Raw genomic sequence first — 24072 nt, forward strand, 5'->3', positions numbered from 1 at the left:
CGGGCTCCGGCCCTCTAGCAGGACCGCGTCCACCAAGTAGCGCCCTCGAGACATCACGCACCTCCCAGCGTTGCTGGGTGTCCACTATGTCCCGAGACACCTGTCCTCTATGTGCTGAACTCGCACACCTCTCCCTCCGCCATTGTCCTGGAATCCCAAGTAGAAGGGCCTTGGGAATCGAAAGCCCTACTCCTGGGGCCAGGCCGTTCGAACCCCATGCTCCATCATCGCCTGGGCACAGTCCGGAGTCGCTTCGTCTGTCATAAGCTAGCAGCGACGCTCCGCGCCGCCAATTTGTGAGAGGGGAATGGGGCCGCCGAAACCGATTATCAGCTGGGCAGCGGCTCCGCCGAACTCGAGCGGCTGAACCGCCTAGGCAGGGTCCTGGCTCCTGCGAAGCGGACGATCCTCGAGGCGGCCGGCGTCCGCCCAGGCATGCGTGTTCTCGATTTAGGCTCGGGAATGGGAGATATGGCCCTCGTCGCCGCCGAGCTGGTCGGATCGGGGGGTCAGGTCCTCGGAATTGACCGGTCGCCTGCGCCGGTCGAAAAGCGAACTTGCGGGCGAGGCGGCAAGGGCTCGGCAATGTGCGGTTCTTCGTGGGCGACATCCAAGAACCAGCGTTCGACGGGCCGTCCGACGCGATCATCGGGCGCCTGGTGCTGAGGTACGTCCCCGATCCCGCAGCCGTGTTAAGGACGCAGGCTAGCCTGCTGCGCTCAGGCGGCCTGGTCGTCCCGATCGAGTTCGACCTCTTCAGCGGTCGCTCGCTTGCGTCGACGCCGCTCGTGGCTCAGGCGCACTCATGGCTGGGCGAAGCGTTCCGGCGAGCCGGAATCGAGCCCGCACTGGACCACGCTTGTGGGCCGTCCTTCAGGCTGCGGGGCTTGACTTGGGGACGACGGCCGTGACCAATCGCTGAACGTCGGCCATGCCCACGTCCGTGGCGCCAAAATAGCGGCTTACCGCCTCGTCCGCACCGAAGTGCGTGACGCTGTCGAAGCCGTGCTCGATGAGCAATCGTTCTATCTCATCCTGTCGGAAAAGGCTGACGAACGGCTCTCCGTACTTCGCCGCAGTGCCGCTGACATCGGCGAGGAGCGCGCGAGCCTTGTCACTGAGCACATCCGGCGGCTGATCATAGGTGAGGGCGATGCGTGTCCCCGGTGCGCAGCTGACGATGCTGGCGAGCGTGGCGTCGATCGCCTCGCGTGCCAAATACATCGTCACGCCGATCCACGAGAGGACGGCACGCTGGTCCAAGGCGAATCCAGACGCTTTCAGCGCGTCTAGGAGCGACTGCGTCTCAAAGTCGACTGCTGCGAAGACCACATTGTGGGGCAGCGTGATGTGCAGCTCGTCCAGCCGGCGCCGTTTCCAGGCCTGTGAGAAGGGGTGATCGACCTCGAAGATTGTCAATCGCTCGAGCAGCTCCGCGTGGCGGTACGCGAAGGAGTCAAGGCCGGCGCCGAGCACGACGTATTGACGGACGCCGGCGGCGACGGCGCTCTCTACGAAGTCTTCGACGAACCTAGTGCGCACCGCTGTCCACGCTTGAAACGCCTGCAGGCGATCGGGCGTGACGTTCGCCCGCATGTTGTCGAGGATCGCGCGGCCCTCCACACCGGCGAGATCGGCCGCCAACCAGTCGTCGAGGATGTGAGGCGGTGGACCGTCACTATGAACCGCGCGTCCCATGGCGGCCATCAGCGCTGTGCGGCTCGGACCCCGTAGGCCTGTATCCATTGCAGCGCAGGGTATCGCGCTCATCGGGCGTGTGCACCCGTACTCGTGTCGGCACTCCTGTCACGGGCGGGATCATCGGGCCGGTTGATCGCCCTGTGGTCTGGTGGCGCCTTCGAGTTGGTCGTGTCGGAAGCGCTGCTGGCGGAGCTTGATCGGACTCTTGCTCACCCAAAGCTGCGGCAACACATCGACCCCAAGGACGCGGCCGATTTCCGCCAACTCGTGCGGTCGACGGCGTCGATGTTCGCAGGAGCATCCCGATCACCTCTCCAGAGATCCAGGCGATGACTATCTGGTGGCCCTGGCCACGGCGAGTGCGTCGATTCTTGTCACCGGCGATCAGTCACCTGCTCGTCCTGGCATCGGAACTTCCAAGGCAGCCGCCCGCCGTATTTCTCGCGCGCGTGGAACGCTGACGTCTCTACCCGGCAGACCACGAAAGTTGGAAGAGTGTCACGTCTAGCCAAGCGACAGGTCGGCCGTGTTCTCCATGGATCGAGCTGGCTATCAGGAGAAGTTGCGAAGCTGCGCCCAGATCTTTGGGATCGGAGCCTTGAGATGACAGAAGGTGACCGGCGCGCCTTGCTCCAGACCTAGTACGTCGTATGGCACGGTGAGATGTGTTATGAGCTTTGGTGACGTGCACATCCACGCCACCTGAGAAGGCTGGTAATCCACCATGAGAGCATCGGTTGCCGTGAGGTCGCGCGGCAGCCAGTAGAAGTAAGACAGCTGTGGACTGACGACAGGAGGAAGGGCGTTTGGGTTGCCGTAGACATCCAGTGCCCCCGGCACGCCGTAGTAGGCCGAAATGATGGCTGTGTTGGTGCGCTCCGATGGCGGAAGATTGCCGTAGATCGCCGTCACCTGATTCGCGACGTCGTCCCACCCCACGCTGTCAGCAAATACTTCGTTCTTGACATCCAGACTGGCAGCGTGGATCCGATTTGGGGGAGTGATCGGGACGAGGAGCTGGAAGAACACGACGAATTCGAGCACGTTCGCAATGACGACAGCGAGCTGAAGGCCGGAGCGAAGCTTCGGTCGCTCGATTCGTGAGATCGCCATGAGGCCCTGAGCCAGGGCGATCGGAACCGTCCCCGCTGCGTAGTAGGACTTACCAACGAAGAGGAAGACGAGCAGCGGAACGGCACAGGCGATTCCGACCGAACGCAGCAGTCGACTGCGGAACAGAGAGATCATGCCCGCCAGCCACAACGGCAGAATAAAGAAAAGGTAAGCGACGAACTGGATGAGGTAGACAACGGCGCCACCGCCGCTCCCCCGGTGATTGGCGATATAGGCTACGGAGGGGAAGCCCTCGACGACCTGCCAGACGAGGTTCGGTGCCCAAATGAGAAGTGCGATCGCGACCGCCAGCCACGGATATTTCGTCCGCAGCTGCACGCGCAACCAAGGCGTGAGAAGAACGGCGATCGCGATCCCCGCGATGAGGCCGACGATGGTGTACTTCACCTCGAGCCCGATCCCAAGCGTGATGCCGATATAGATCCAGTATCGCGGGCGCCGGTCGATGACGAGGCAGAGAAACCAGTAGAGGGAGACCATCCAGGTCACCTGGTCGAAAGTCACTGTCTGGAAGACCCAGTTCGCACCCAGCAGGTATGGCGCTGCGATGGCAGTGAGCAGCGCAATTCCTTGGAGCCGCAGTGAGCCGCCAAGTCGACGGACATAGGCGCCGGAAAGAGCAACGAGGAAACCGCCCAACAGCGATGGGAGCAGGCGCAGGGTCCAGGGACTGACCCCGAGGAGTCCGGTCTCTAATCGACCGAGGAGTGGGACGACTGGTGGGAAGTCGACATAACCAAGCGCTGGGTGGCGGCCGCAGGCGAGATAGTAGAGCTCATCAGTATGAAAACCCAGAGTGCCATTGGTGGCAAGGTGGAGGGCGATGATGCCCACCTTCGCAGCTCCAAAGAGAAGCCCAGTTGGAAGGCGGGAATGTTGCTGGCTGGGCAAGGCGGCCACCGTTCCGGGTCCTGCGGCTCAGGACTCGGCGATAGTTCGACTGGTGCCCGACTGAGCGGGTGCGATCTTCGCGCGACAGATGACAGCGAGCGCCGCTAGTTCGACGAGGCAGAGGAGAGTCCCGATGGCCAGGTCCGGCCGTGCGTACACCGCTGATCCATGGACTAACCCATTGAGCAGGCCGAATATGTTGAGAGCAAAAAAGATCGCAAACACGAGCCTTGGCCAACGATGTCCGCGGCCGATGGACCAGGCAATCCACAGCCAAAAGCCGACGCCGAGAATCGCGCCAACCTCGGTCGGTGCCAGTTGACCTACGACGATTGCATGCCACTCAGCCTCGGTGAGACCTGGGCTGCTCATGACAACTTCCGACTTGATTTCGCCGATCGTCGCCAAAATAATGATTGCGGCAGCAAGCTCAACCAGGGCGCCGAGGTACATGAGTTTGATCGCCCTGAAGGCTGATCTGTCCGCTCGAGGCACCCTTGGCCGCAGACGCATGCTTAGCGCGCTGCTCATCAGGTCCAGGCACTCCACAGCCTCTGGCCGGCGCTGGCCTTCTCGGGCCGAGGCGATCAGAACCGTGATCTCCGCCTCGTGCTCGCGCCGGAACGTCTTGGGATACCACGACAGCCAGCGGCGGTAGCCTCGCTCCAATTCGGCCGAGTCGGTCATCCGGCCAGCCCCCTCGTCACGCGGAGCCGGGCGATCGCGGTCGCCGCGTTGGATTGGACCCGAGCTGCCTCAGTGGCCAACAGCTTGGATCCCTCCGGCGTGAGCCGGTAGTAACGGCGCAGGCGGTTTTCGGCGATCTCCTCGCGGTCGACACTGATCAACCCGTCGATGCGCAGACGGTCCAGGGCTGAGTACAGGGTCCCGGCGCGCAACCGGACACGTCCGTCCGAGATCTGTGCGACGTCGGAAATGATCCCGTACCCGTGCTGGCTGCCTGCGGCCAGCGCCGTGAGGATCAGGAAAGTCGCCTCCTGCATCGTCCGCTTGGTCACGTCAGGAGTATATATCGGTGAACTGACCGTCCTGGTGCAGTCGCGACCCCACTATCGGTAATGATCAGAACGCTTGCCGGGCCGCAGCCGCGATGTGAGGTGTCCTGAGCTCGGACGGCGGGCAGTGGTTAGCGTCACGACCATGTACCGGGTGGATGTCCGGAATGGGCCGCTGGCCCCGACGTCTCTGCCGAGAGGCACTGCAGAGGTGCCAGTACAGAGGAGAGAACGTTATGAAGTACATGATCCTGACCTACGCCTCGCAGCAGGATTACGACGCGATGTCGGGGAAGCCTGCTGACAAGCCTGCCTGGTCAGCAGAGGACTTTGCGGCGATGGGCGCGTTCATGGAATCGTTCAACAGGGAGCTGGCCGAGTCCGGCGAGCTCGTGGAGACGCGGGGCCTGGCCGCCCCCGTCCACGCCCGGCGGGTCCAGCTGCAGAACGGTGTGACGGTCGTGACTGACGGGCCGTACGCCGAGACTCAGGAGGTCCTCGCCGGCTACTGGATAGTGGACTGTGAGAGCTTCGACCGGGCGACGGCGATCGTCGGCCGCCTGTCGAGCTGCCCGGGTCCGGCCGGGGCCTCCGCCCCCGTGGCGGACGTGCGGCCGATCGTCGAATCCCGGGCCGAGCTGGAGCTCTGATCGGTCCAGTACCTGACACCGAGGTCGAGGGCCTGTTGCGCCAGCTGGCGCCGCAGGCCCTCGCCGCCGTCGTACGCCGCTACGGGCACTTCAACACCGCCGAGGACGCGGTTCAGGAGGCCCTGATCGCCGCCGCCATGGGGTGGCCGAAGGACGGAATTCCGGAGAATCCCCGTGCCTGGCTGATCACTGTGGCTTCGCGCAGGTTGACCGACCTGCTGCGGAGCGAGCAGGCTCGCCAGCGCCGTGAGGACGCCGTCACCCAGCGGATGCTGCCCGAGGAGTGGCTGGCTCCCCCCGCCGGCAGGCCAGGATCGGAGTCCGACGACACGCTCATCCTGCTCTTCATGTGCTGCCACCCGTCGCTGTCGCCGGCCTCGCAGATCGCGCTGACCCTGCGAGGGGTCGGCGGCTTGACAACCGCCGAGGTTGCTCGAGCGTTCCTGGTGCCGGAGGCGACCATGACCCGGCGGATCAGCCGGGCCAAACAGGGCATCAAGGACAGCGGCATTTCCTTCGCCATGCCCGCTGGCCCGGAGCGGGCCGAACGGCTCCGATCGGTCCTTCACGTGCTCTATCTGATCTTCAACGAGGGCTACGTCAGCACGTCAGGGCCCAGCTTGCAGCGAGGCGACCTGGCGGCCGAAGCCATCCGGCTGGCCCGCATGGTCCATCGACTGCTGCCGGAGGACGGCGAGGTGTCGGGGCTGCTCGCGCTCATGTTGCTCACTGACGCACGCGGGCCAGCGCGCGCCGGTCGGGACGGCCAGCTGATCCCGATGGCCGAGCAGGATCGAAGCCTCTGGAACGCCGACTCCATCGCCGAGGGCGTGGCGCTCATCACCGACGCGCTGCCCAGGGGACCAACCGGTCCGTACCAGCTCCAGGCGGCGATCGCCGCGATTCACGACGAGGCGCCGAGCGCCGAGGCGACCGACTGGCCGCAGATCGTGGGCCTGTACGAGCTGTTGATGCGGATCTCCGACAACCCCGTCGTGGATCTGAACCATGCCGTCGCGGTGGGGATGGCCCAAGGCCCGCAGGCGGGCATCGACCTCCTCGACGAGCTCCAGGCGGACAAACGGATCGCCGAGGACCACCGGCTCCATGCGGTCCGCGCACACCTTCTGGAGATGGCCGGCGATCGAGCGACAGCGCGCGACTCTTACCTGGCGGCGGCCCGGCGAGCTACCAACCTCTCGCAGCAGCGCCACCTCCATTCCCGCGCCGCTCGCCTCCTGGACGATGGGTGAGTCCTTCGCGGCGTGTCCGGAATGGATCTCTGGCTCCGACGTCTCTGGCGAGAGGCGCTGCAGAGGTGCCAGCACTGAGGAGAAACGTCATGAGATACAAGCTCGACGAGGAGATCGCGAAGCCGATGACGGCGACGCCGCTGATGGCGGCATGGGTCGCGTTCATCGACCCGAGCACCGGGCCTAGGATGAACTGATGGATGACGCCGTTCGCGGCTACATCGACGCCATCGCCCCGGACCGCCGGCAACTGTTCGAACGCATTCACCGGCTGGTCCTGGAGGCGCAGCCCGACGCCGCGGTAGTGATCTCGTATCAGATACCGACCTACAAAGTCGGCCGGCGCCGGCTCTTCGTCGGTGTGTGGCAGCACGGCGTGTCCATCTATGGCTGGCAGCAGGGCCGCGACGCCGGCTTCACCGCACGGCACCCCGAGCTCAAGACCAGCAAGGGCACCATCCAGCTCCGACCCGACGACGCCGCCAAGATTTCCGACGACGAGCTGCGGAACCTGGTCCGCGCCGCGCTCGACGGCTGATCAGGCTGCCCAGCCCGTGAACGAGAAATCGCCCGGAGCCGACATACTGTTCGACTGATGCGCAGCGGTTTTCGGCAGGGAACGTCTGGATGGCAAGCGCTTTGAGTCTCACAGCGCAGCTGGCTGCGGCCCTTCTGGCCACCACCACCCAGTGGCCGTGGTCCTTACTCAATGGCGTGCTGGCCCTGGTTGGCTACGCGGTCCTCGGCACCCTACTGCTGCTGCTCGGTTACCTGGCGCTCGACCTGGTCACACCGGGCAAGCTCGGCCAGGTGATCCGGACTGAGCACAATGCCAACGCTGCAGTGCTGGCAGCCAGCGGCGTGCTTGGCTTGAGCTTCCTCATCGCCGCCGCCATCTTCACCTCCGGCGGAGACCTGCTTCAAGGCCTGATCGAAACGCTGGTTTTCGGCCTGGTCGGCATCCTGGCGCAGGCGGCGGCTCTGTTCGCTTTCGATAGGGTCATAGGGGTGGACGCCGAAGAGCTGATGGGCCAGCGCCATCTACTCCCAGCCACCATCCTCGCGGCGACTGTCCGCATCGGGATCGGTCTGATCACCGCCTACGCTCTGATCTAACTGCCAGTTTTAGCCCTATCGGGCTGAAGTGGAGAGGCTTCGGAGCAGGCTCAGAAGGCCGTCGGAGCGTGGCCAGCGTCACCTAGCATGGGGGGAACGTAAATTCTGAGGAGAGAAGATGCCTGAAGACAACATTTCTGGTCGCGGCCGCCGCGCTCAAGAGCGAAGCCAGGGTCAGGAGACCTATCTCGGTCCCAACTCGAGGCTTGAAGGCAAGCTCATCGTCGAGGGAGATCTGGTAGTCCATGGCCGCGTGACAGGAGAACTGCACAGCGCGGCTACGATCAGGGTGGAGTCGGGGGCTCAGGTCGAGGCCAGCCTCGCCGCCGAGCGGGTCATCCTTCGGGGTGACGTGACCGGCAAGGTGATCGCCGCCGGAGGCTTGGCGCTGGAGGGCACAGCTAGCCTCAGTGGAGATGTCCAGGTGGGCGCGCTCACCGTCGAGGAGGGCGCGCTGCTGAACGGACGCGTGACCATGCAGCGGCGAGGTGCCGATCCGGAGCGGACATCAGCCAAGGCGACCACGGCCGAGGCGGCTGAAGCGGCTGGTGGTGAAGCACCCGCTGACCAAGTTGTGGAGAAGGTCGAGCGAGAAAAGGCAGGAGCCCGCGGCTGAGCTGAGCAGGGCTTCTTTTCGGTTCGCCTTACTCGACAGGGATCTGGCGCTCGCCCCGGCCTTCGTTCGAGATCGGCGCCATCACCGTGAGCACGCCAAGGTTCAAGACCGCCCGGCTGCGCTCGGGGTCGACCCGCTGAGGTAGCTCCAGGTCCAGCTCCCAGGCGCCCACCTGCCACTCCCGCTGCAGGAAGTGCTGCTGGTCCTGCGAGTACTTGCACTCGGCGAGCACGCGAAGCCGGTCAGCGGCAACCGTTACGTGCGTGTGATCCGCGTGCGCGCCAGGAATGGGCAGCGCCACGCTGAGCTGCCCGCTGGCCGCGTAGACGTTCACTGGCGGCCGCTGGTTGGCGTTCGGCGTCGGCATCGCCTTAGTCATACACGAGTCAACCCTCTGCCTCGAGCGAGAAGGTAATCTCCGCGACGTGACAGCCCATAGCCGACGGCCGAGGGCTGCCTTCTGAGCGCCGAGACGCGGCCGCGCCGCCGGGTCAAGGTGCGCGGTGGGAGTCTGGGCTGGTTCCTCTGCTGGGCCGTCGTCTTCGCGGACATCGGAACCTCCGTCTACTACACGCCTGGCATCCTCTTTCCCCAATTCGGTGGGCGTTCCGCGCTCTTCGTCGCCATGACGCTGATCGTCTTCATACTGCTCACGCTGAAGTACGCCGAGGTGGCCTGGCGCTTTCCCGAAGGAGGCGGGGTGGTCAACGTGGCGGCCCAGGCCCTGCATCCCTTCATCGGGCTCCTGGGCGGCTGCTTCATCCTCGTCGACTACTTCCTGACCGCGGCGCTGAGCGCCCTGTCAGGCGTCTTCTACCTGGCAGTCGTCGTGCCGGCCATCAGTCCACGTCCCCTCGTCGTTGGCATCACAATCGTCGCCCTGGTGATCCTCGGCTCGCTCAACCTGCTGGGCGTCAAAGACAGCGCGCGGGTGTCAGCGGCCTTTGCAGTGCTGGCCGCGGGCGGCCAGCTGCTGGTCGTCGTGGCGGTGGCGGTGTCCCTGGGTCCGGCCGGCATAGTCCGAAGCTTCCATACGATCGCCGAAGGTCCGCCGCTGACGCCGCTGGTGCTGATCACCGGCTATGCGGCAGCCTTCCTCGCCTTCTCGGGCCTGGAGACAATCGCCCAGCTGGCTCCGGCCATGCGGGAGCCGCGCCGAAAGCTGGCGGGGCAAGCCATGGCGTTGGTGGTGATGACGATGGTGGTCACCAGCCCGCTGCTGACGCTCTGGTCCACGACGCTGCTCGACGCCAAGAGCAGCGATCCCAACCAGTTCGTCTCCCTTCTGGGCGCGCACGTCGCCGGACCGGTGGTTGGTGGCTACGTGGCGGCCAGCGCTTCGCTGCTGCTCATCTTCGCGAGCAACACCGCAGTGATCGGTTGCTACCACGTGTTCATAGCACTCTCGCGGATGGGCTTCCTGCCCCGCCTGCTGGAACAGCGGAACCGCTGGCGCAGCACCCCTCACTGGTCGATCCTGATGGCGGTGGCGATTCCAGTTGCGCTGGTCGCGGCCAGCCGGGGCGATCCCGGCATCCTGGGCGACCTTTACGCGTTCGGCCTGCTGGGCGCCTTCATTCTGACATCGCTGGCTCTGGACCGCCTGCGCTGGTTCGATTTCCCTGGTGGTAGAAATCTGGGCGCCTGGCTCAAGTATTCGGTAGGGCTCCTCACCACTGCGCTGGTCAGCGTCGCCTGGCTCACCAACCTTGTCGCCAAGCCCCTGGCAACCCTCTTCGGCGGCGGCATCACTGCGCTCGGGCTGGTTCTCGGGCTGACCACCTACTACTACTCCCGTGGCCGGGAGCCTGCAGTGTTCCCCTTCCTGCACCGGCCGGGGGTGCCTGTGGTTCACTTCGGTGGCCGCGGCCGGCTGGCTGAATGCCAGGTGCTTGCCATCCTGCCCCACGACCCCGAGATCGCGGAGGCAGTGGTCAAAGCCGCCGTCCGATCCGCCGAGGGTGGCTCCCTCGCGTTCCTCTACCGGGGCGACGCCAAGAAGGGCTCGCTCGAAGGGCCTGAGTTCATGGAGGTCCACGATCCCTACCTGAAAGATCGTGGGGCGCAGGTTGCCTTTGCACGGGCGGAGCGCGCCGCCCGCAAACGCTCACCCGACCGCCGCTATATCTACGTCCCCGGGCTTCTGCCCAAGAGCGCCGTGGGCGACGTCTGGAAGGCAGTTTTTCCGAAGCAGACAGTCGTCACTGAGGGCGGTGAAGCCCTCCTGCCTGGCATCGCGGTGGACAGGGTGCGACGGACGTACGTCGACGGCTACCCGATTCTGCGCCTGGTCAGCGGCCGACTACGTCAGCCGGCCGCGGCGAGCTGATTCTCAGAGCTGGCAGCCGCGGCAGAAGTTCAGCGGTTCGCGGTTAGCGCCCAGCTGGCTGATGCGATGGCCGCAGCGGGAGCAGCTCTCGCCACCCTTACCGTGAACCCGGAAGAACTTGCGATCCTGCTTGGACTCGTCGTAGTCAGGATTGGCGAGGATGGTTGCAATGCTCCGCTCAAGTACCAGCGGAATTGCCGCGTAAAGAGCCTCTTCCTCACCCGGTTTTAGTGTGGCGCGGCGGCGCAGCGGGAGCAGCTTTGCCTCGAAGAGGATCTCGTCCGAGTAGGCATTGCCAATCCCGGCGAGAAAAGCCTGGTTGCGGAGCAGGTCCTTCAACTCATCGCGGTACCGGCGGAGACGCTTCCGAAAGGCCTCCAGGGCTTCTTGGCGAAGACTGTCCGCCTCCGGTCCTTGGCCTGCCCAGGCGGGTACTCTCTGCTCGGGGTCGGCAGTCCAGTAGATCCTGCCCATGTCCCGGAAGTCCAGATAACGCAGCTCTTCCCCTTGGTCCAGGCGGAGCGAGAACACATGGGTGGCCGGCAGCTTCTGGTCTTCTGGAGCGAGCTGCAGGCGGCCCCCGAGCATGGGATTGATGACCAGGTGGCGGCGATCGTCCCCCCGCATCAGCTCCAAGTCGAAGATCAGGTGCTTGCCCCGCCGCCAGAGGCCGGCCAACCGGCGGAACGGGAGTTCGTGGGCGAAGCTCTCCGCCGGGTAGCGGAGCATGTGAGCCTTCTGCGGGTTGATCTCGACGGCTGTGACCAGCCGGCCCTCCAGACGCGGACCGAGCTGCCGCCTCAGCGCCTCCAGCTCCGGCAGCTCAGGCATGTGTGAACTGTAGGCGAGCTCGGGAAGAGTTCTTAGTGGAATGAGATTGGATAGGTTCACCGAGAAGGCACAGGAGGCGCTGCAGGGCGCCGCCGGGCTGGCCCAAGACCAGGGCCAGCAAGCGGTTTCGCCTGAACACCTGCTGCTAACGCTGCTGCGGCAGACCGACGGCATCGCCGCACCGCTGCTGGATGCGGCCGGCGCCTCCCGCACGGCCCTGGAGCCGGCGCTCGTCTCGGAGCTGGCGCGTCTGCCCAAAGTGAGCGGCGGCCAGCCCTATCTGGCGCCCGAGCTGGAGCGGGCGCTGCAGACCGCCGAGCGGGAGGCACAGGGTCTCAAGGATGACTACGTCTCGACCGAGCATCTGGTCCTGGCGCTGGTCGACCGACCGATCTTGAAGCGTACCGGGCTCAGCCGGGACAAGCTGCTGGCGGCGCTCAAGTCCGTCAGGGGCAGTCAGCGCGTCACCGACCAAAACCCTGAATCCAAGTACCAGGCGCTGGAGCGCTACGGCCGCGACCTGACGGCGCTGGCGGCCGCCGGCAAGCTCGATCCGGTCATCGGCCGGGACGAGGAGATCCGCCGGGTCATCCAGGTGCTGAGCCGCCGGACCAAGAACAACCCGGTGCTCATCGGGGAGCCCGGTGTGGGCAAGACAGCAGTCGCTGAAGGGTTGGCCCAGCGGATCGCCGCGGGCGACGCCCCCGAGAGTCTGAAGGGCCGCAAGGTGGTCGCGCTGGATCTCGGCGCACTCATCGCGGGCACCAAGTACAGGGGTGAGTTCGAAGATCGCCTGAAGGCGGTGCTGAAGGAGGTGACCTCCAGCGAGGGCGGCGTGATCCTCTTCATCGACGAGCTGCACACTCTGGTTGGCGCCGGTGCGGCGGAGGGCGCCATGGACGCTGCCAACCTGCTGAAGCCCGCGTTGGCTCGCGGCGAGCTGCGAGCGATCGGCGCCACCACCCTTGACGAGTACCGCAAGCACATCGAGAAGGACGCAGCGCTGGAGCGCCGTTTCCAGCCGGTGCTGGTCGACCAGCCCAGCGTGGAGGACACCATCTCCATCCTGCGCGGCCTGCGCGAGCGCTATGAGGTTCACCACGGCGTTCGCATCAAGGACTCCGCTCTGGTCGCCGCGGCGGTGCTCTCCAACCGCTATCTGACCGACCGCTTCCTGCCCGACAAGGCCATCGACCTGATGGACGAAGCGGCCGCACGACTGCGCATGGAGATAGATTCGCTGCCGGTCGAGCTCGACGAGCTGGAGCGCCAGGCGCGGCAGCTCGAGATCGAGAGGCAGGCCCTGTTGAAAGAGACTGACCGGGCTTCACGAGATCGGCTGGCGGCGCTGGAGCGCACGCTGGCCCAGGTGGGCGAGGAGCGCAACGCGCTACGGGCGCGCTGGGAGCGCGAGAAGGAGGTCATCGGTCGCATCCGCGACCTCAAGGGCAAGGTGGAGGAGACGCGGCAGGAAGCTGAGCGCGCCGAGCGCGCGGCCGATTTCGAGCGGGCCGCGCGGCTCAAGTACGGCGAAGCCGTGGAGATCCAAAAGCAGCTGGACCGGGCCAACGAGGAGCTGGCGGAGCTCCAGCGCACAGGCGCTTTGCTGAAGGAGGAGGTGACGGAGGACGACATCGCAGCCGTCGTCGCCAAGTGGACGGGCATCCCAGTCAGCCGCCTGCTGGAAGGCGAGATCCAAAAGCTGCTCCATATGGAAGACCGCCTGCACGACCGCGTGGTCGCCCAGGATGAGGCTGTGGAGGCGGTGGCCAGCGCCGTGCGTCGGTCGCGCTCAGGCATCGCCGACCCCAACCGGCCGGTCGGCTCCTTCATCTTCCTGGGCCCCACGGGTGTGGGCAAGACCGAGCTGGCGCGGGCGCTGGCGGAGTACCTCTTCGACGACGAGCAGGCCTTGATCCGGCTTGACATGTCGGAGTATCAGGAGAAGCACACGGTGGCGCGCTTGCTCGGCGCCCCGCCGGGCTACGTCGGCTACGACGAGGGCGGCCAGCTGACGGAGGCCGTGCGGCGGCGCCCCTACTGCGTGATTCTCCTGGACGAGATCGAGAAGGCGCATCCTGACGTCTTCAACGTGCTGCTCCAGCTGCTCGACGACGGGCGCCTGACCGACGGTCAGGGCCGGACAGTCGACTTCCGCAACACAGTGCTGATCATGACCTCGAACTTGGGCAGCCACGTCATCCAGGAGCTCTCTCGGCAGCCGTTCGAGGCTGTCCAGACAGCTGTACTTGAGGTTCTGCGCGATCACTTCCGGCCCGAGTTCCTGAACCGCGTGGACGAGATCATCGTGTTTCGGGCGCTCTCGCGGGAACAGCTGGCCACCATCGTCGACATCCAGCTGGATCGACTGCGCCGCCGGCTGGCCGAACGCAAGCAGGGACTCGTGCTGACCGACGCGGCCCGTCAGCTGCTGGCCGAGCGCGGCTGGGATCCCGCCTACGGCGCCCGGCCGCTGAAACGAACCATCCAGAAGCTGATCCAGGACCAGCTGGCGCTGCGGCTTCTGCAGGGCGAGTTCAAAGAGGGTGACACAGTCGAGGTGGATGTCCAGGACGGCGAGCTCGTCTTCCAAGCCTTGGCGCCGGCCCTGGCCGCCGATGCCTAGGCCGAGAAGGCAACCGCACAGGGGCCACTGAGACAGGACGCGACGGGCAGCCGCGTCTCGTCGACCTGAGCCGGCGCCTTAGAGTCATCTCCATGCCAATGAGCCAGCTCGGCCGAGCGGCCGCCCTGGGTGCGGCGGGCGGCCTGCGGAGCTTCCTGCCGCTGGCGGCACTGGGCGCTCGCGGCACTCTCGGCCGGCCCTGGCTTGCTCGCGGGTTGGCGGTACTCGCCGGCGGCGAACTGATCGGCGATAAGTTGCCGGCGACGCCGAGCCGTCTCGCCGGACCGGCGCTGGCCGGACGAGCGGTCAATGCCGGTCTGGCCGGAGCCCGCCTGGCCGGGCCAACGGGGGCGTTGTTCGCAGTGCTGGCGTCAGCTGCCACCGCTTACGGTGGCTACCACGCTCGGCGGCGGCTGACCGAGATCACGAGGCTGCCAGATTGGGCGGTTGCGCTGGCCGAAGACAGCCTCGCCCTGGCCCTGGCCGGTGTCGGGAGTCGGACTGAGCAGCGTCGGTAGCGACGGCCGACCGCGGCTCGCTCGTCACTCGCCGGTGAAGGCGACAGCTTCGATCTCGACCAGCATGCGGGGGTCGAGCAGCTGGGCCACCACCACCATCGTGGCTGCCGGGCGGATACCGCCAAACATCTCGCCGTGGGCCCGGCCGACCGCCTCCCAGTTCTCGCTCCGTGTGATATAGATACGGGTCTGCACCACCTGGTCGAGGCGGGCCCCCGCGTCGGCAAGGGCCGCGCCGATCTTGCGCAGCGCCTCGCGGGCCTGGTCGTACGCATCATCGCCGACCATGCTCCCGGTTCCGTCCACGGCGGTTGTGCCCGCGGTGGTCACCCAGCCCCCAGCCCGGACGGCGGCCGAAAAGCCGATCGCGGGGGCGTATGGGGATGGGGATGGAACGCGGCTTTCACTCATCTGAGCACCCCCTCATCCGCCGGCGGTGCGGCTGGCGGAAGGGCCGGGATTCGAACCCGGGAGGCAGTTTCAGACCACCTACCCGCTTAGCAGGCGGGCGCTTTCGACCACTCAGCCACCCTTCCATAGAGAGCTTTGACCCGGCTCAGTCTACGGGCTGGCCAGCCTGGCGACCCCCATCCCGGCGGGTCCCCTCCCGGGACGCCGCTCGGTGTCACTCCTCGTCGTCCAGCTCCACCCTGAGCTCCTCAGCCGGGTCCTCGTCCAGTTGGTTGTGCAGCTCGCCGCAGTCGGCACAGCGGTAGTACTCACCGAGGAAGGTTTTCTGCCAGACGCCGTAGCTCACATCGCCGGGCTCGTCGACGAGCACTTCCTGCTCCAGCTTCCAGACCACCTGCTCCCAGCTGCCCCGCTCACTCGGGAGCTTCTCACTGAGGACAATCAGGCAGTAGGGGCCCGGATCTCCCCAGAGCATCGAGACCTCGCCCAGTCGGTCTTCTTCACCGTCCAGGATCGACCACTGCTCGCCCGAGCGCGACCGGTGGGAACGGACGAGCCGCAGGCCTTGCCAGAAGCGTTCGGCAGCTTCCCGCTCGGCCTTGTCGTGCTCGGCCTGCGCCTCCTGAAACGCGCCCCACATTCGCATCAGATGGTTGCGGAAGCGGTGGTAGGTCTCCAGCAGGCGCTTGTCGTGCTTGGGCGAGCCCAGGATCTTTTCGAAGCTGTGCTCGAAGGCCGACTCGACCCGCTCCTGGCGATCGACCAGATCACCCGCCCAGTTCTCGTCCTCGGAGACCCGCATCGACTCGTTGAGCACCACCTCGAAGTCGAGCCAGTCCTGGCCGAACTCAGGCACAAAGACCTGCTCCACGATGTCGGCCAACCGATGCTTCTCCAGCAGCGCCGGGGTGACCCGGGTGCGGGCGTGCGGCCAGCCCTTCCAGCCCATCACGTTGTGAATCCAGTAGTCGAAGATCGTGACTCCGTACTGGAGCGCCGCCGGGGAACGCCAGATGTCGTCGGGCCAGCTGCGGCGGCCGGCCCGAACCTTGTTGTAGAGCGAGATGATCTGCTCGTCGTCCAGATACTGACTCTCCATCAGCCTCGCGCTCCCTCCGGCCGCCCCTGCGTGCCATCCCCAAACACGTGGCGTCATTCTAGGAATAGCCGCTTCGGACCGGGCGGTAGTATCCCTCAGCGACACATGGCACCGGCCCCCTTCACACCCGATCAGGTCCAGCGTTACGCCCGTCACCTCATCCTGCCCGAGGTTGGCGGCGCCGGCCAGCGCAAGCTGCTGAACACCAGCGTCCTGCTCTTGGGAGCGGGAGGTCTGGGCAGCCCGGCAGCGCTCTACTTGGCGGCGGCCGGCGTGGGCCGGCTCGGCATAGTCGACTTCGACGACGTCGACGCGAGCAATCTCCAGCGCCAGATCCTGCACGGCGTGGCCGACCTGGGCCGGCCCAAGGTCGATTCGGCCGAAGATGCGATCCGCGCGATCAACCCTGATGTCGAGGTCGTGAGGCACTCGCTTCACCTCAACTCCGAGAACGCGCTCGACGTATTCAGGCCCTACGACGTCATAGTCGACGGCACCGACAACTTCCCCACGCGCTACCTCAGCAACGACGCCGCCTTCTTCCTGGCCAAGCCACTGGTGCATGGCGCCATCTTCCGCTTCGAGGGCCAGATGACGATGTTTGAGGCTGCCAAGGGCACCGGCTGCTACCGCTGCCTGTTCCCGACGCCGCCTCCGCCGGGAGCCGTTGCCAGCTGCGCTGAAGCCGGCGTATTCGGTGTCCTGCCCGGCATCATCGGCTCGTTGATGGCCTTCGAGACCATCAAGCTGGTGCTCGGCATCGGGGAGACGTTGGTCGGCCGGCTGCTCATCTTCGAAGGCTATGACATGAGCTTCCGGCGCGTCAACCTGCGCCGCGACCCGCGCTGCCCGCTCTGCGGCGACGAGCCGAGCGTGACGGGCCTGATCGACTACGAGAACTTCTGCGGAATGACGGCCGCAGAGCCGTCGGTCAGCCTCGCTCCGGCCGAACTCGCCGCACGCTAGGCCTAGAGGTGCGGCCGAAAAGCCCGTCCGGATCTTGGGCGCCCATGTGGGCCATCTCCGGCGTCGCCTCCTGCGCTCCTCGCTGGGCGTATTTCGAATACGCTCACTGCGGTGCTCGTCGGCTCCTTGGATCTGACCCACCTGGCCACCCAATCTCTCGGCCGGGTTCCCGGCCGCACCTCTTGAGGTGCGGCCGAAAAACCCGTCCGGATCTCTAGGGCGAGGGTGATTCAGCTCGATCGTCTCGACACGACGGCACTCAGCCGGGTGCGCCGGAGCATCCGCGCGCTCGAGTCGGTCCTGGTTGCCTATTCCGGTGGGGTCGACTCGAGCTTGCTGCTGAAGCTGGCCCTGGAGGAACTCGGACCTGAGCGGGCCCGGGCGGCGCTGGCCTCCTCGCCCGCCTATCCGGCGGCTGAGCAGCAGGCGGCCAGAGACCTGGCTCGATCACTCGGCGCCCGGCTGATCGAGGTGGACACACACGAGGTGGAGCTGAGGGCCTACCGCGAGAACCGGCCCGATCGCTGCTTTCACTGCAAAGAAGAGCTCTTCGAAACCCTGGCGCCCATCCAAGCCGAGCTCGGCCTACGCCATCTCGCCTACGGAGCCACTGCCGATGACGTGGCTGACCACCGCCCCGGCCACGCCTCGGCGGTGCGGCGGCAGGTCCGCTTCCCCCTCTTGGAAGCAGGCCTTGACAAGGCGGCCATCCGGGCCGCCGCGCGGGAGTTGGGGCTGCCCAACTGGGACAAGCCCTCATTCGCCTGCCTCTCGTCGCGGGTGCCCCATGGTACCGAGGTGACGCCGCAGATCTTGGCCCGGATCGGCGCTGCTGAAGCCGGCCTCTTGGGGCTGGGCTTCCGCCAGGTGCGGGTCAGGCACCATGGCGAAGTGGCCAGGATCGAGGTGGCGGTGGAGGAGATGGCGCGGGCCCTGAATCTGCGCCAGCAGGTGGTCGAGGCCGTCGTCAGCGCGGGCTATACGTTCGTGGCCCTCGACCTTCAGGGCTACGCCACCGGCAGCTTGAACCGCACCTGGAAGCCCCAAAGCTCCCGCACCCGCTAGCCCGCGCCGCCGAGGCACTACCCGAGCGCGCCGGCTCGGAGCCTGCGCCGCATAATGGGCGGGCTTTGGAGCAGCCCATCCTCTACGCCGAGCAGACCTGGCGCTCGCAGCGCATCATGGTCATTGCGCTCCTCGCCTTCGGCGTGGTTGGCGGCGCCGCCTCGCTCCTGCTGCCTGCCTTTCGAAACGTCGCCCCCTACGACCTGGCAGGATTCAAGGTCCAGAGCTACTTCATCTACGCGATCTACATCCCGCTCGGCCTGCTCGTGCTGGTCTTCCTACTCACCTATCGCTGGCGCAGCCGGGTGGAGCTGCTGCCGGAGGGCTTCAGGGTGAGAAATCTGATCCGCAGCACCTTCATCCCCTACGAGCTGGTCCGCACCGCCCGAGTCAACCCGCTGTACCGCCACTTCGAGGGTGCGCGCAAGCGCTACCTACGCAGCGGCCCGGCCCGCGCTCTCGGCCCCAAGCCGGCGGTATTCATCCGCTTGCGCTCCCAGGACGACCGCTTCCCAGCGCTGCAGAAACGGCTGGGAGCGCGGCTGATGGAGGGCGAGATCCTGGCCCTGCCCGTTCCTGATCCTGACGGCCTGGCGCTCGACCTTTCGGCCCGAATCCCCAGGGCCGGAGCTGTCAACCGCGGCGGCCAGAGGCGGCCCAAGCGCTCTCGGTGAGCGGCAGAGGCGGAGCTGCCGCCGACCGGTCAGCCGTTCCGGCGACCGAGGCGCCGGCTTCGGCCGGCATCGCGCCACTCTCTGCCGCATTCGACAGCGGCGGCAACCGGCTGCTGCGCTGGCTGGGCCTGGCCGGTGCTGACGTGCTTCTCCTCGGCGGCCTGTTCCTGGTGGCGTTCGTCCTGCGGGCCTTCAGCCCGCTTATGCCCGATGTGCTGACAGGTCACCTTGACAGACCGCCGGTGAGCAACTGTGTCCACGGCACGCCGGTGGACGCCACCTCTCAGCCCGGCACGCTCTGCGGCCTCTCCTATCCCTACCAGCGCAATACGCAAGCGGCGGGTCTTCCTGCCTCACCACCGGAGGGTGAGGTATTCGACGAGATCTACTTCGGCGTCTTCGCGCATAACGACCTGAAGGGGATCGCCTATTTCGACCCGGAGCCGCCACTGGCGAAGGAGGTGATCGCCGCGGGCGAGCTGCTGGACGGCTGGTGGCTCAAGACCTTCGGCGGCGGCCAGGGTGACTACGCCGACCTGGGCTTCAACCCGGTCGGCTGGCGCCTGGCCAGCCTCGCCTTCGGCACCCTCTGCGTGCCGCTCATGTACCTGCTTGCGCTGCAGCTCTGGCGGGACCGTCGCTTCGCGTTCGCCGCCGGCTTTCTGACCTGCTTCGATGGCATGTTCTTCGTCCAGTCGCGGATCGGGATGATCGACATCATCCCCATCTTCTTGATCCTGCTGGCCTACACACTCTTCGCGCTGCACCTGCGCAGCCGCAGCCGCCGCGAGTCCTACGCCACACTGGTGGCCACGGGCGCCGTCTGCGGCCTGGCGATCTCCGCCAAGTGGATAGCGCTGGCCACACTGGCCAGCATCGTCTTGCTTCTCTTGGTCCGCGGCATCGCCAGTCTGGTAGGCGCTGAGGGCAACCGGGGGCAGGGCCGCTGGCGGCTCGGCCGACTGACGCTGCCCTACCTGCCCGGCCGCGCCAGCACCCCCAGGTACGTGCTGCTGAGTGGGTTCGCCTTCCTGGTCCTGCCGCTGGGCATCTACCTCCTGAGCTGGCTGCCGTTCTTCACGCGCGGCCAGTTCCACTCGTTGACCGATCTCATCACCTACCAGCAGCAGATCTTTCAGTACCACGCGACGCTCACGGCCACCCACCCCTACGGCTCCAAGTGGTACTCGTGGCCGTTCCTCTACCGGCCGGTCGCCTACTACTACGAGTACAAGGGCTTGGGCCTGGATCAGGCCTCGGGACAGCCGCTCGTGGCCGGGATCATCAACCTCGGCAATCCCTTCATCTGGTGGGCCAGCCTGCCCGCACTTCTGCTGCTGCCCTACTACCTGATCCGCGAGCGCAGCTGGGCGGCCGCGGTGATCCTACTGGGCTTCTTGACGCAGTACCTGCCCTGGGCGCGCATCACGCGCGTCCTCTTCCTCTATCACATGTTCGGCGGCCTGATCTTCATGGTGCTGGCGCTGGCCTTCGTGCTGGCTCGCTTGAGCCGCCAGCCCGGTCGCCGCTGGCTGCTCCCTGCCTATCTCACTGTGGCGGGGCTCGGCTTCGCCTACTTCTATCCTGCTTGGACGGGACTGCCGATCTCCTACCCGGCTTACTTCAGCGGCTTTCCAGCGGGAAAGATGTGGTTCCCGAGCTGGATCTGAGCGTCGGGCGCCGGCGGCCGCGAATGCTGGCCCCGGTGGCAGGGGCTGCCGTGGTTGTGGTCCTGGGATTGCTGCTTGTGCTCGCTCATCTGGCGGTCATTGTCGCCCTGCTGGCCATGGTTGTGGCCGGCGCCGGCCTGACCTTCCTGAGCGATCTCCGGCTCAGCTTGGAGGAGCGGATGGCCTACGGCGCTGTGGTGGGCCCCCTCGTCGTGGCCCTGGCCCAATGCCTACTCTCCCTTGTCGGGGGCCTGACCCTGGGAACGGCGCTGGGCGGACTCGGCTTGGCGCTGGCCGCGGGGAGCGCGGGCTGGTATCGCGGTCGTCGGCTTCTCAGCTCGGAATGGGTGGATGCGCGGGAGCGGTGGGGCCGGCTGGAGGCATGGCCCCTGCTTCTGCTGCTGCTGGTGTGCTGGCCATACACCATCTTGCTGCTGGCCCGGGCCTACCAGGTGGTCGACGGATCGCTGCTGGTCGGCAACATCGGCGTCTACGGTGATTGGGCTGCGCATCTCACCTATGCGGGCTCCTTCGCCTATGGCGACAACTTGCCGCCCCGCTCGCCGATCGCTCCCGACCAGCGGCTGGCCTATCCGTTTCTGGTCGACTTCCTGGCCGCCGGCCTGGTGCCGCTCGGCGCTTCCCTGACCGCCTCACTGGTCTGGAGCAGCGGGCTGCTCGGCCTGGCCTTCCCCGCTGTCATGTACACAGCCGGCCGGCGCCTGGTCGGAAGCTCGCTCGGCGGCGCGCTGGGAACGCTTGTCTTCCTGCTGAGCGGCGGCCTGGGCTTCGTGCGGGTGGCGGGCGACGTGGCGCACACGGGGCTCGGCGCTCTGGCGCACCTCAGTCGGCTCAGCACTCAGGATCCGGAGGCCAACCTGCAGTGGCTGAACCCCGTCCTCGGCTGGCTTCTACCCCAGCGGTCGGTGCTGCTCGGCTTCCCGCTCGCCCTGCTGCTCCTGTCGCTTCTCTGGCGCGCGCTCGAAGACCGAGGGCCCACTGCCCGGCAGGCCTTCGGCTTTGCCGGCGTTCTCGCGGGCCTGCTGCCGCTCGCCCACCTGCACGCCTACGGGACTGTACTGGTCCTCGCCGCGTTCTGGGCGGTGTTCGAGCGGCGCCGGGAATGGCTGACCTTCTTCGTGCCTGCCCTGCTGCTCGGCCTGCCCCAGGTTGCCTGGCTCGCGACCGGGGCCGGCGGCCAGCCGCGCTGGCAGATCTGGTGGCTGGCCGATACCGGCGGCCACGCCGACGGGCCGCTCTGGTTCTGGCTCAAGAACCTGGGGCTGTTCGTCCCGCTCCTGCTGGCAGCCTTCCTCTGGCGGCCGGCGCTGCCGGCCCAGAGCCGGCTCCGGCTGGCGCCGATCTGGCTCTGGTTCCTGATCCCCAACCTGCTTGTCTTCCAGCCCTGGGACTGGGACAACACGAAGTTCTTCGCCTACTGGGCTCTTCTCGGCTCGCTGGTGATCGGTGCGCTGCTCGCCCGTCTCCTCAGCCGGGGCAGGCTGGGACCTGTGGTGGCTGCTGTCTGCTTCGTGCTCCTGGTGCTCTCCGGGGGGTTGGACCTGGCCAGGTCGCTTGACCAGCCGCTGAACCAAGCCCAGTTCGCCGATCGGGGCGGCCTGGAGACCGCCGCCTGGGTGCGGACGAACACCGATCGGCACGCCATCTTCCTGGTCGCCCCTGAGCACAACGAGCCGGTGCCGGCGCTGGCCGGTCGGAGCGTGGCCGCCGGCTATCCCGGCTGGCTCTGGTCCTACGGCATCCCTGACTGGCAGCGGCGGGCGGCAGACGCCGATCGCATGCTCCGGGGGGATCCGGAGACACCGGCACTGCTTCGGCGCTACCACGTCAGCTACGTGGTCCTGGGTCCTCAGGAACTCGGCGGGCACCAGGCCAACGCGGCCTACTGGAACAGTGCCGCTCTGCGCGTCTATGCCAACAGCACCTACACCGTCTACCGGATCGTCGGCACCGGCTGAGCCGGCGGCCGGGCAGCGGCCGGGCATCGCGCCTCCACCGGAGTGGCTCCTGGCCGGCCTCGTGGTGCTGCTGGGGCTGGCGCTGCGGCTGCACGACTACACGCTCGCCCCTGGCTTCACCGACAACGCCGACGAGGTGCAGTTCACGTGGGCTGGTCTGAACCTGCTGCTCCATGGGGACGCCTACACGTGGTCCTACTTTCCCGGCTACGCGAGCTACACCCGGTTCGACGCCTTCGGCACCAACTATCCCCTGGTTCATCATTGGCTGGACCACCCGCCGCTGTTCTCCTATCTCATGGGCGGCTGGGCGCTGCTGGCCGGCAGCCGCGACATGGCGTCGACAGGCCCCGAGGTGGTGAGGCTGCCACCCATCCTGCTCAGCACGGCAGCGGTTCTGCTTACCTACTTGCTGGGGCGCCGGCTGCTGGGTCGCTGGGCGGCACTGGTTGGCGCCGCCCTGCTGGCAGTGACTCCGGCCGCGGTGCTGCTCGGCCGGGAAGCCGAACCCGAGGCGCTGCTCGCCGTGCTCTTCCTGCTGGCGCTCTGGGCCGGTGTGCTCAGCAGCGAGGGGAAGGCGGGCAGGTGGGTCCTGCCTCTGCTGCTCGGCTGCTGCCTGCTGGCGCCGCTGGCCAAGGTTTCGGGCATAGCGGTTGCCGGCAGCCTGGCGATCAGCCTCCTGACCTGCGGCCGCTGGCGGGTCGCTCTGGCGGCGGCTGCCGCCGGCGCCGCCGGCCTGCTGCTCTGGCTGCTCTACGGAGCTCTGATCGATTGGCAGCTCTTCCTGCACATCACCCAGCTCCAGGCCCAGAACCGGCGGGGAGTGCTCACGGGCTTCGACTTGATTCAGTCGGTCGCCGGCGTGAATCGCCGGCTGCGCGACGGCTGGTGGCTCCTCGGCTGGATGGGACTGGCGGCGCTCAGCGTGGGCCGGGGCCGGGCGGCGCTCTTCCTCGCCTGGCCCGCTATCGCCTATGCCGGCGCGATTGCGCTGCTGGCCGGCGAGCAGAACACGCAGCAGTACGGCTGGTACAAGTGGATGGTCTATCCGGAGGTGTACTTGGCGGCTGGCTGGCTGGCCTGGCAGGCCTTCCGTCGCCGGTCGCTGCCGCTGACCCTGCTGCTGCTCCTGACCGGCTGGGCGACCGCTACCAACTGGTGGCTCGGCGGTGGCGAGGAGTGGACTCCCGCTCCGCTTCTGCTGGCACTGCTCCTGGCGTTACCTGTCCTGGCCGCGGCGCTGGCCGCCTGGCGGCCCCGGCCGCCTTATCCCAAAGCTGCCCGCATCCTGATCGGGGCGGCGCTAAGCATGGCGCTCCTGGGCAGCGCAATCCAAAGCTTCGGGGTGGCGGCTCTTTACACCCGGCTCTAGCGCTCACCCGCACGAGGGCAGGGTCAAGGCTGATCGAGCTTGGCCGAGCGCCCCGCCGGCCATAACCAACCGTTCTGCTGACAAAGGCAGCCCGAGGGGCGTACTGTTACGGCCCAAAGTTATAAAGACAGCCCGGCACTGACGGTTTCCCCCTG

At 66.8% G+C, this 24072-nt stretch carries 23 protein-coding genes, 1 tRNA gene and 1 pseudogene; 16 read left to right on the forward strand and 9 right to left on the reverse strand.

Annotated elements, in window-relative coordinates:
- The first annotated feature begins 405 nt into the window (after nt 1-405).
- Nucleotides 406-911: pseudogene (locus ACR2MZ_RS11310) on the forward strand (class I SAM-dependent methyltransferase).
- Here the strand turns inward: ACR2MZ_RS11310 and ACR2MZ_RS11315 are convergent.
- A complete protein-coding gene (locus ACR2MZ_RS11315; RefSeq protein WP_434005142.1) occupies nt 874-1746 on the reverse strand; it encodes a class I SAM-dependent methyltransferase in 873 nt (290 codons plus the stop codon). The pseudogene ACR2MZ_RS11310 and the gene ACR2MZ_RS11315 sit on opposite strands and share 38 nt — an antisense overlap.
- Nucleotides 1747-1791: 45 nt before the next feature.
- On the opposite strand from ACR2MZ_RS11315, the gene ACR2MZ_RS11320 reads away from it, so the two are divergent.
- Nucleotides 1792-2034, forward strand: a complete 243-nt coding sequence (locus ACR2MZ_RS11320; RefSeq protein ID WP_434005143.1) for a hypothetical protein — start codon at nt 1792-1794, stop codon at nt 2032-2034.
- Nucleotides 2035-2253: 219 nt separating this feature from the next.
- On the opposite strand, the gene ACR2MZ_RS11325 is transcribed toward ACR2MZ_RS11320, so the two are convergent.
- The 3 genes from ACR2MZ_RS11325 to ACR2MZ_RS11335 form a co-directional block, all read right to left on the reverse strand.
- Nucleotides 2254-3669 (reverse strand): glycosyltransferase family 39 protein, encoded by a 1416-nt coding sequence (locus tag ACR2MZ_RS11325; RefSeq protein WP_434005144.1) that lies wholly within the window; start codon nt 3667-3669, stop codon nt 2254-2256.
- Between the two features lie 84 nt (nt 3670-3753).
- On the reverse strand, nt 3754-4413 hold the full coding sequence (locus ACR2MZ_RS11330; protein ID WP_434005145.1) for a hypothetical protein: 660 nt from the start codon (nt 4411-4413) through the stop codon (nt 3754-3756).
- Nucleotides 4410-4730: a PadR family transcriptional regulator gene (locus tag ACR2MZ_RS11335; protein ID WP_434005171.1), complete on the reverse strand. Its 321-nt coding sequence runs from the start codon at nt 4728-4730 to the stop codon at nt 4410-4412. Before ACR2MZ_RS11335 ends, ACR2MZ_RS11330 begins: the two co-directional genes overlap by 4 nt.
- 248 nt (nt 4731-4978) lie before the next feature.
- Here ACR2MZ_RS11335 and ACR2MZ_RS11340 point away from each other — a divergent pair, with 248 nt between their 5' ends.
- The 5 genes from ACR2MZ_RS11340 to ACR2MZ_RS11360 all read left to right on the forward strand — a co-directional run bounded on the left by ACR2MZ_RS11340 (nt 4979) and on the right by ACR2MZ_RS11360 (nt 8377).
- Nucleotides 4979-5392, forward strand: coding sequence for a YciI family protein (locus ACR2MZ_RS11340; protein ID WP_434005146.1), 414 nt, complete (start codon nt 4979-4981; stop codon nt 5390-5392).
- Nucleotides 5393-5427: 35 nt separating this feature from the next.
- Nucleotides 5428-6645: an RNA polymerase sigma factor gene (locus ACR2MZ_RS11345; RefSeq protein ID WP_434005147.1), complete on the forward strand. Its 1218-nt coding sequence runs from the start codon at nt 5428-5430 to the stop codon at nt 6643-6645.
- A gap of 196 nt (nt 6646-6841) precedes the next feature.
- A complete protein-coding gene (locus ACR2MZ_RS11350; RefSeq protein ID WP_434005148.1) occupies nt 6842-7183 on the forward strand; it encodes an iron chaperone in 342 nt (113 codons plus the stop codon).
- Nucleotides 7184-7272: 89 nt separating this feature from the next.
- Nucleotides 7273-7761 carry a DUF350 domain-containing protein gene (locus tag ACR2MZ_RS11355; RefSeq protein ID WP_338176529.1) on the forward strand — a complete coding sequence of 163 codons (489 nt, stop codon included), beginning with the start codon at nt 7273-7275 and terminating at the stop codon, nt 7759-7761.
- 118 nt (nt 7762-7879) lie between these two features.
- Nucleotides 7880-8377 (forward strand): bactofilin family protein, encoded by a 498-nt coding sequence (locus tag ACR2MZ_RS11360; RefSeq protein ID WP_434005149.1) that lies wholly within the window; start codon nt 7880-7882, stop codon nt 8375-8377.
- Nucleotides 8378-8405: 28 nt separating this feature from the next.
- On the opposite strand, the gene ACR2MZ_RS11365 is transcribed toward ACR2MZ_RS11360, so the two are convergent.
- Complete coding sequence (locus ACR2MZ_RS11365; RefSeq protein WP_434005150.1) at nt 8406-8756, reverse strand: Hsp20/alpha crystallin family protein; 351 nt, start codon at nt 8754-8756, stop codon at nt 8406-8408.
- Nucleotides 8757-8873: 117 nt separating this feature from the next.
- Here ACR2MZ_RS11365 and ACR2MZ_RS11370 point away from each other — a divergent pair, with 117 nt between their 5' ends.
- Nucleotides 8874-10706 (forward strand): APC family permease, encoded by a 1833-nt coding sequence (locus tag ACR2MZ_RS11370; RefSeq protein ID WP_434005151.1) that lies wholly within the window; start codon nt 8874-8876, stop codon nt 10704-10706.
- A 3-nt stretch (nt 10707-10709) separates the two neighbouring features.
- On the opposite strand, the gene ACR2MZ_RS11375 is transcribed toward ACR2MZ_RS11370, so the two are convergent.
- Nucleotides 10710-11537: an Fpg/Nei family DNA glycosylase gene (locus ACR2MZ_RS11375; RefSeq protein ID WP_434005152.1), complete on the reverse strand. Its 828-nt coding sequence runs from the start codon at nt 11535-11537 to the stop codon at nt 10710-10712.
- Between the two features lie 40 nt (nt 11538-11577).
- Between ACR2MZ_RS11375 and clpB the strand changes: the two genes are divergently transcribed.
- Nucleotides 11578-14163, forward strand: a complete 2586-nt coding sequence (gene clpB / locus ACR2MZ_RS11380; protein WP_434005153.1) for an ATP-dependent chaperone ClpB — start codon at nt 11578-11580, stop codon at nt 14161-14163.
- A gap of 92 nt (nt 14164-14255) precedes the next feature.
- On the forward strand, nt 14256-14681 hold the full coding sequence (locus tag ACR2MZ_RS11385; RefSeq protein WP_434005154.1) for a hypothetical protein: 426 nt from the start codon (nt 14256-14258) through the stop codon (nt 14679-14681).
- A 24-nt stretch (nt 14682-14705) separates the two neighbouring features.
- Here the strand turns inward: ACR2MZ_RS11385 and ACR2MZ_RS11390 are convergent, their stop codons facing one another.
- From ACR2MZ_RS11390 to ACR2MZ_RS11400, 3 genes are all read right to left on the reverse strand, one after another.
- On the reverse strand, nt 14706-15092 hold the full coding sequence (locus ACR2MZ_RS11390) for a RidA family protein (RefSeq protein WP_434005155.1): 387 nt from the start codon (nt 15090-15092) through the stop codon (nt 14706-14708).
- Between the two features lie 32 nt (nt 15093-15124).
- Nucleotides 15125-15217 (reverse strand) — tRNA-Ser (locus tag ACR2MZ_RS11395).
- An 89-nt stretch (nt 15218-15306) separates the two neighbouring features.
- Nucleotides 15307-16191, reverse strand: a complete 885-nt coding sequence (locus ACR2MZ_RS11400) for a hypothetical protein (RefSeq protein ID WP_434005156.1) — start codon at nt 16189-16191, stop codon at nt 15307-15309.
- A gap of 105 nt (nt 16192-16296) precedes the next feature.
- Between ACR2MZ_RS11400 and moeB the strand changes: the two genes are divergently transcribed.
- The 6 genes from moeB to ACR2MZ_RS11430 all read left to right on the forward strand — a co-directional run bounded on the left by moeB (nt 16297) and on the right by ACR2MZ_RS11430 (nt 23917).
- Complete coding sequence (gene moeB, locus ACR2MZ_RS11405) at nt 16297-17157, forward strand: molybdopterin-synthase adenylyltransferase MoeB (RefSeq protein ID WP_434005157.1); 861 nt, start codon at nt 16297-16299, stop codon at nt 17155-17157.
- Between the two features lie 225 nt (nt 17158-17382).
- A complete protein-coding gene (gene larE, locus ACR2MZ_RS11410) occupies nt 17383-18222 on the forward strand; it encodes an ATP-dependent sacrificial sulfur transferase LarE (RefSeq protein ID WP_434005158.1) in 840 nt (279 codons plus the stop codon).
- A 65-nt stretch (nt 18223-18287) separates the two neighbouring features.
- Nucleotides 18288-18896, forward strand: a complete 609-nt coding sequence (locus tag ACR2MZ_RS11415) for a hypothetical protein (RefSeq protein ID WP_434005159.1) — start codon at nt 18288-18290, stop codon at nt 18894-18896.
- Nucleotides 18893-20566, forward strand: coding sequence for a phospholipid carrier-dependent glycosyltransferase (locus ACR2MZ_RS11420; RefSeq protein WP_434005160.1), 1674 nt, complete (start codon nt 18893-18895; stop codon nt 20564-20566). The genes ACR2MZ_RS11415 and ACR2MZ_RS11420 overlap by 4 nt, the downstream gene beginning before the upstream one ends.
- Nucleotides 20485-22545 carry a hypothetical protein gene (locus ACR2MZ_RS11425; RefSeq protein ID WP_434005161.1) on the forward strand — a complete coding sequence of 687 codons (2061 nt, stop codon included), beginning with the start codon at nt 20485-20487 and terminating at the stop codon, nt 22543-22545. Before ACR2MZ_RS11420 ends, ACR2MZ_RS11425 begins: the two co-directional genes overlap by 82 nt.
- Nucleotides 22499-23917 carry a glycosyltransferase family 39 protein gene (locus ACR2MZ_RS11430; protein WP_434005162.1) on the forward strand — a complete coding sequence of 473 codons (1419 nt, stop codon included), beginning with the start codon at nt 22499-22501 and terminating at the stop codon, nt 23915-23917. Before ACR2MZ_RS11425 ends, ACR2MZ_RS11430 begins: the two co-directional genes overlap by 47 nt.
- Nucleotides 23918-24072: the final 155 nt, after the last annotated feature.

Source organism: Candidatus Dormiibacter sp. (assembly GCF_050999135.1).
In the GTDB taxonomy this organism is placed as follows: Bacteria; Chloroflexota; Dormibacteria; order Dormibacterales; family Dormibacteraceae; genus Dormiibacter; species Dormiibacter spiritus.

What these genes read in the sequence shown, in the direction of transcription:
- ACR2MZ_RS11315 (WP_434005142.1), bottom strand. Translation starts at nt 1,746, where the DNA reads ATGGATACAGGCCTACGGGGTCCGAGCCGCACAGCGCTGATGGCCGCC.
- ACR2MZ_RS11330 (WP_434005145.1), bottom strand. Translation starts at nt 4,413, where the DNA reads ATGACCGACTCGGCCGAATTGGAGCGAGGCTACCGCCGCTGGCTGTCG.
- ACR2MZ_RS11335 (WP_434005171.1), bottom strand. Translation starts at nt 4,730, where the DNA reads ATGCAGGAGGCGACTTTCCTGATCCTCACGGCGCTGGCCGCAGGCAGC.
- ACR2MZ_RS11340 (WP_434005146.1), top strand. Translation starts at nt 4,979, where the DNA reads ATGAAGTACATGATCCTGACCTACGCCTCGCAGCAGGATTACGACGCG.
- ACR2MZ_RS11350 (WP_434005148.1), top strand. Translation starts at nt 6,842, where the DNA reads ATGGATGACGCCGTTCGCGGCTACATCGACGCCATCGCCCCGGACCGC.
- ACR2MZ_RS11355 (WP_338176529.1), top strand. Translation starts at nt 7,273, where the DNA reads ATGGCAAGCGCTTTGAGTCTCACAGCGCAGCTGGCTGCGGCCCTTCTG.
- ACR2MZ_RS11360 (WP_434005149.1), top strand. Translation starts at nt 7,880, where the DNA reads ATGCCTGAAGACAACATTTCTGGTCGCGGCCGCCGCGCTCAAGAGCGA.
- ACR2MZ_RS11365 (WP_434005150.1), bottom strand. Translation starts at nt 8,756, where the DNA reads ATGACTAAGGCGATGCCGACGCCGAACGCCAACCAGCGGCCGCCAGTG.
- ACR2MZ_RS11375 (WP_434005152.1), bottom strand. Translation starts at nt 11,537, where the DNA reads ATGCCTGAGCTGCCGGAGCTGGAGGCGCTGAGGCGGCAGCTCGGTCCG.
- clpB (WP_434005153.1), top strand. Translation starts at nt 11,578, where the DNA reads ATGAGATTGGATAGGTTCACCGAGAAGGCACAGGAGGCGCTGCAGGGC.
- ACR2MZ_RS11385 (WP_434005154.1), top strand. Translation starts at nt 14,256, where the DNA reads ATGCCAATGAGCCAGCTCGGCCGAGCGGCCGCCCTGGGTGCGGCGGGC.
- ACR2MZ_RS11390 (WP_434005155.1), bottom strand. Translation starts at nt 15,092, where the DNA reads ATGAGTGAAAGCCGCGTTCCATCCCCATCCCCATACGCCCCCGCGATC.
- ACR2MZ_RS11400 (WP_434005156.1), bottom strand. Translation starts at nt 16,191, where the DNA reads ATGGAGAGTCAGTATCTGGACGACGAGCAGATCATCTCGCTCTACAAC.
- moeB (WP_434005157.1), top strand. Translation starts at nt 16,297, where the DNA reads ATGGCACCGGCCCCCTTCACACCCGATCAGGTCCAGCGTTACGCCCGT.
- ACR2MZ_RS11430 (WP_434005162.1), top strand. Translation starts at nt 22,499, where the DNA reads ATGCCAACAGCACCTACACCGTCTACCGGATCGTCGGCACCGGCTGAG.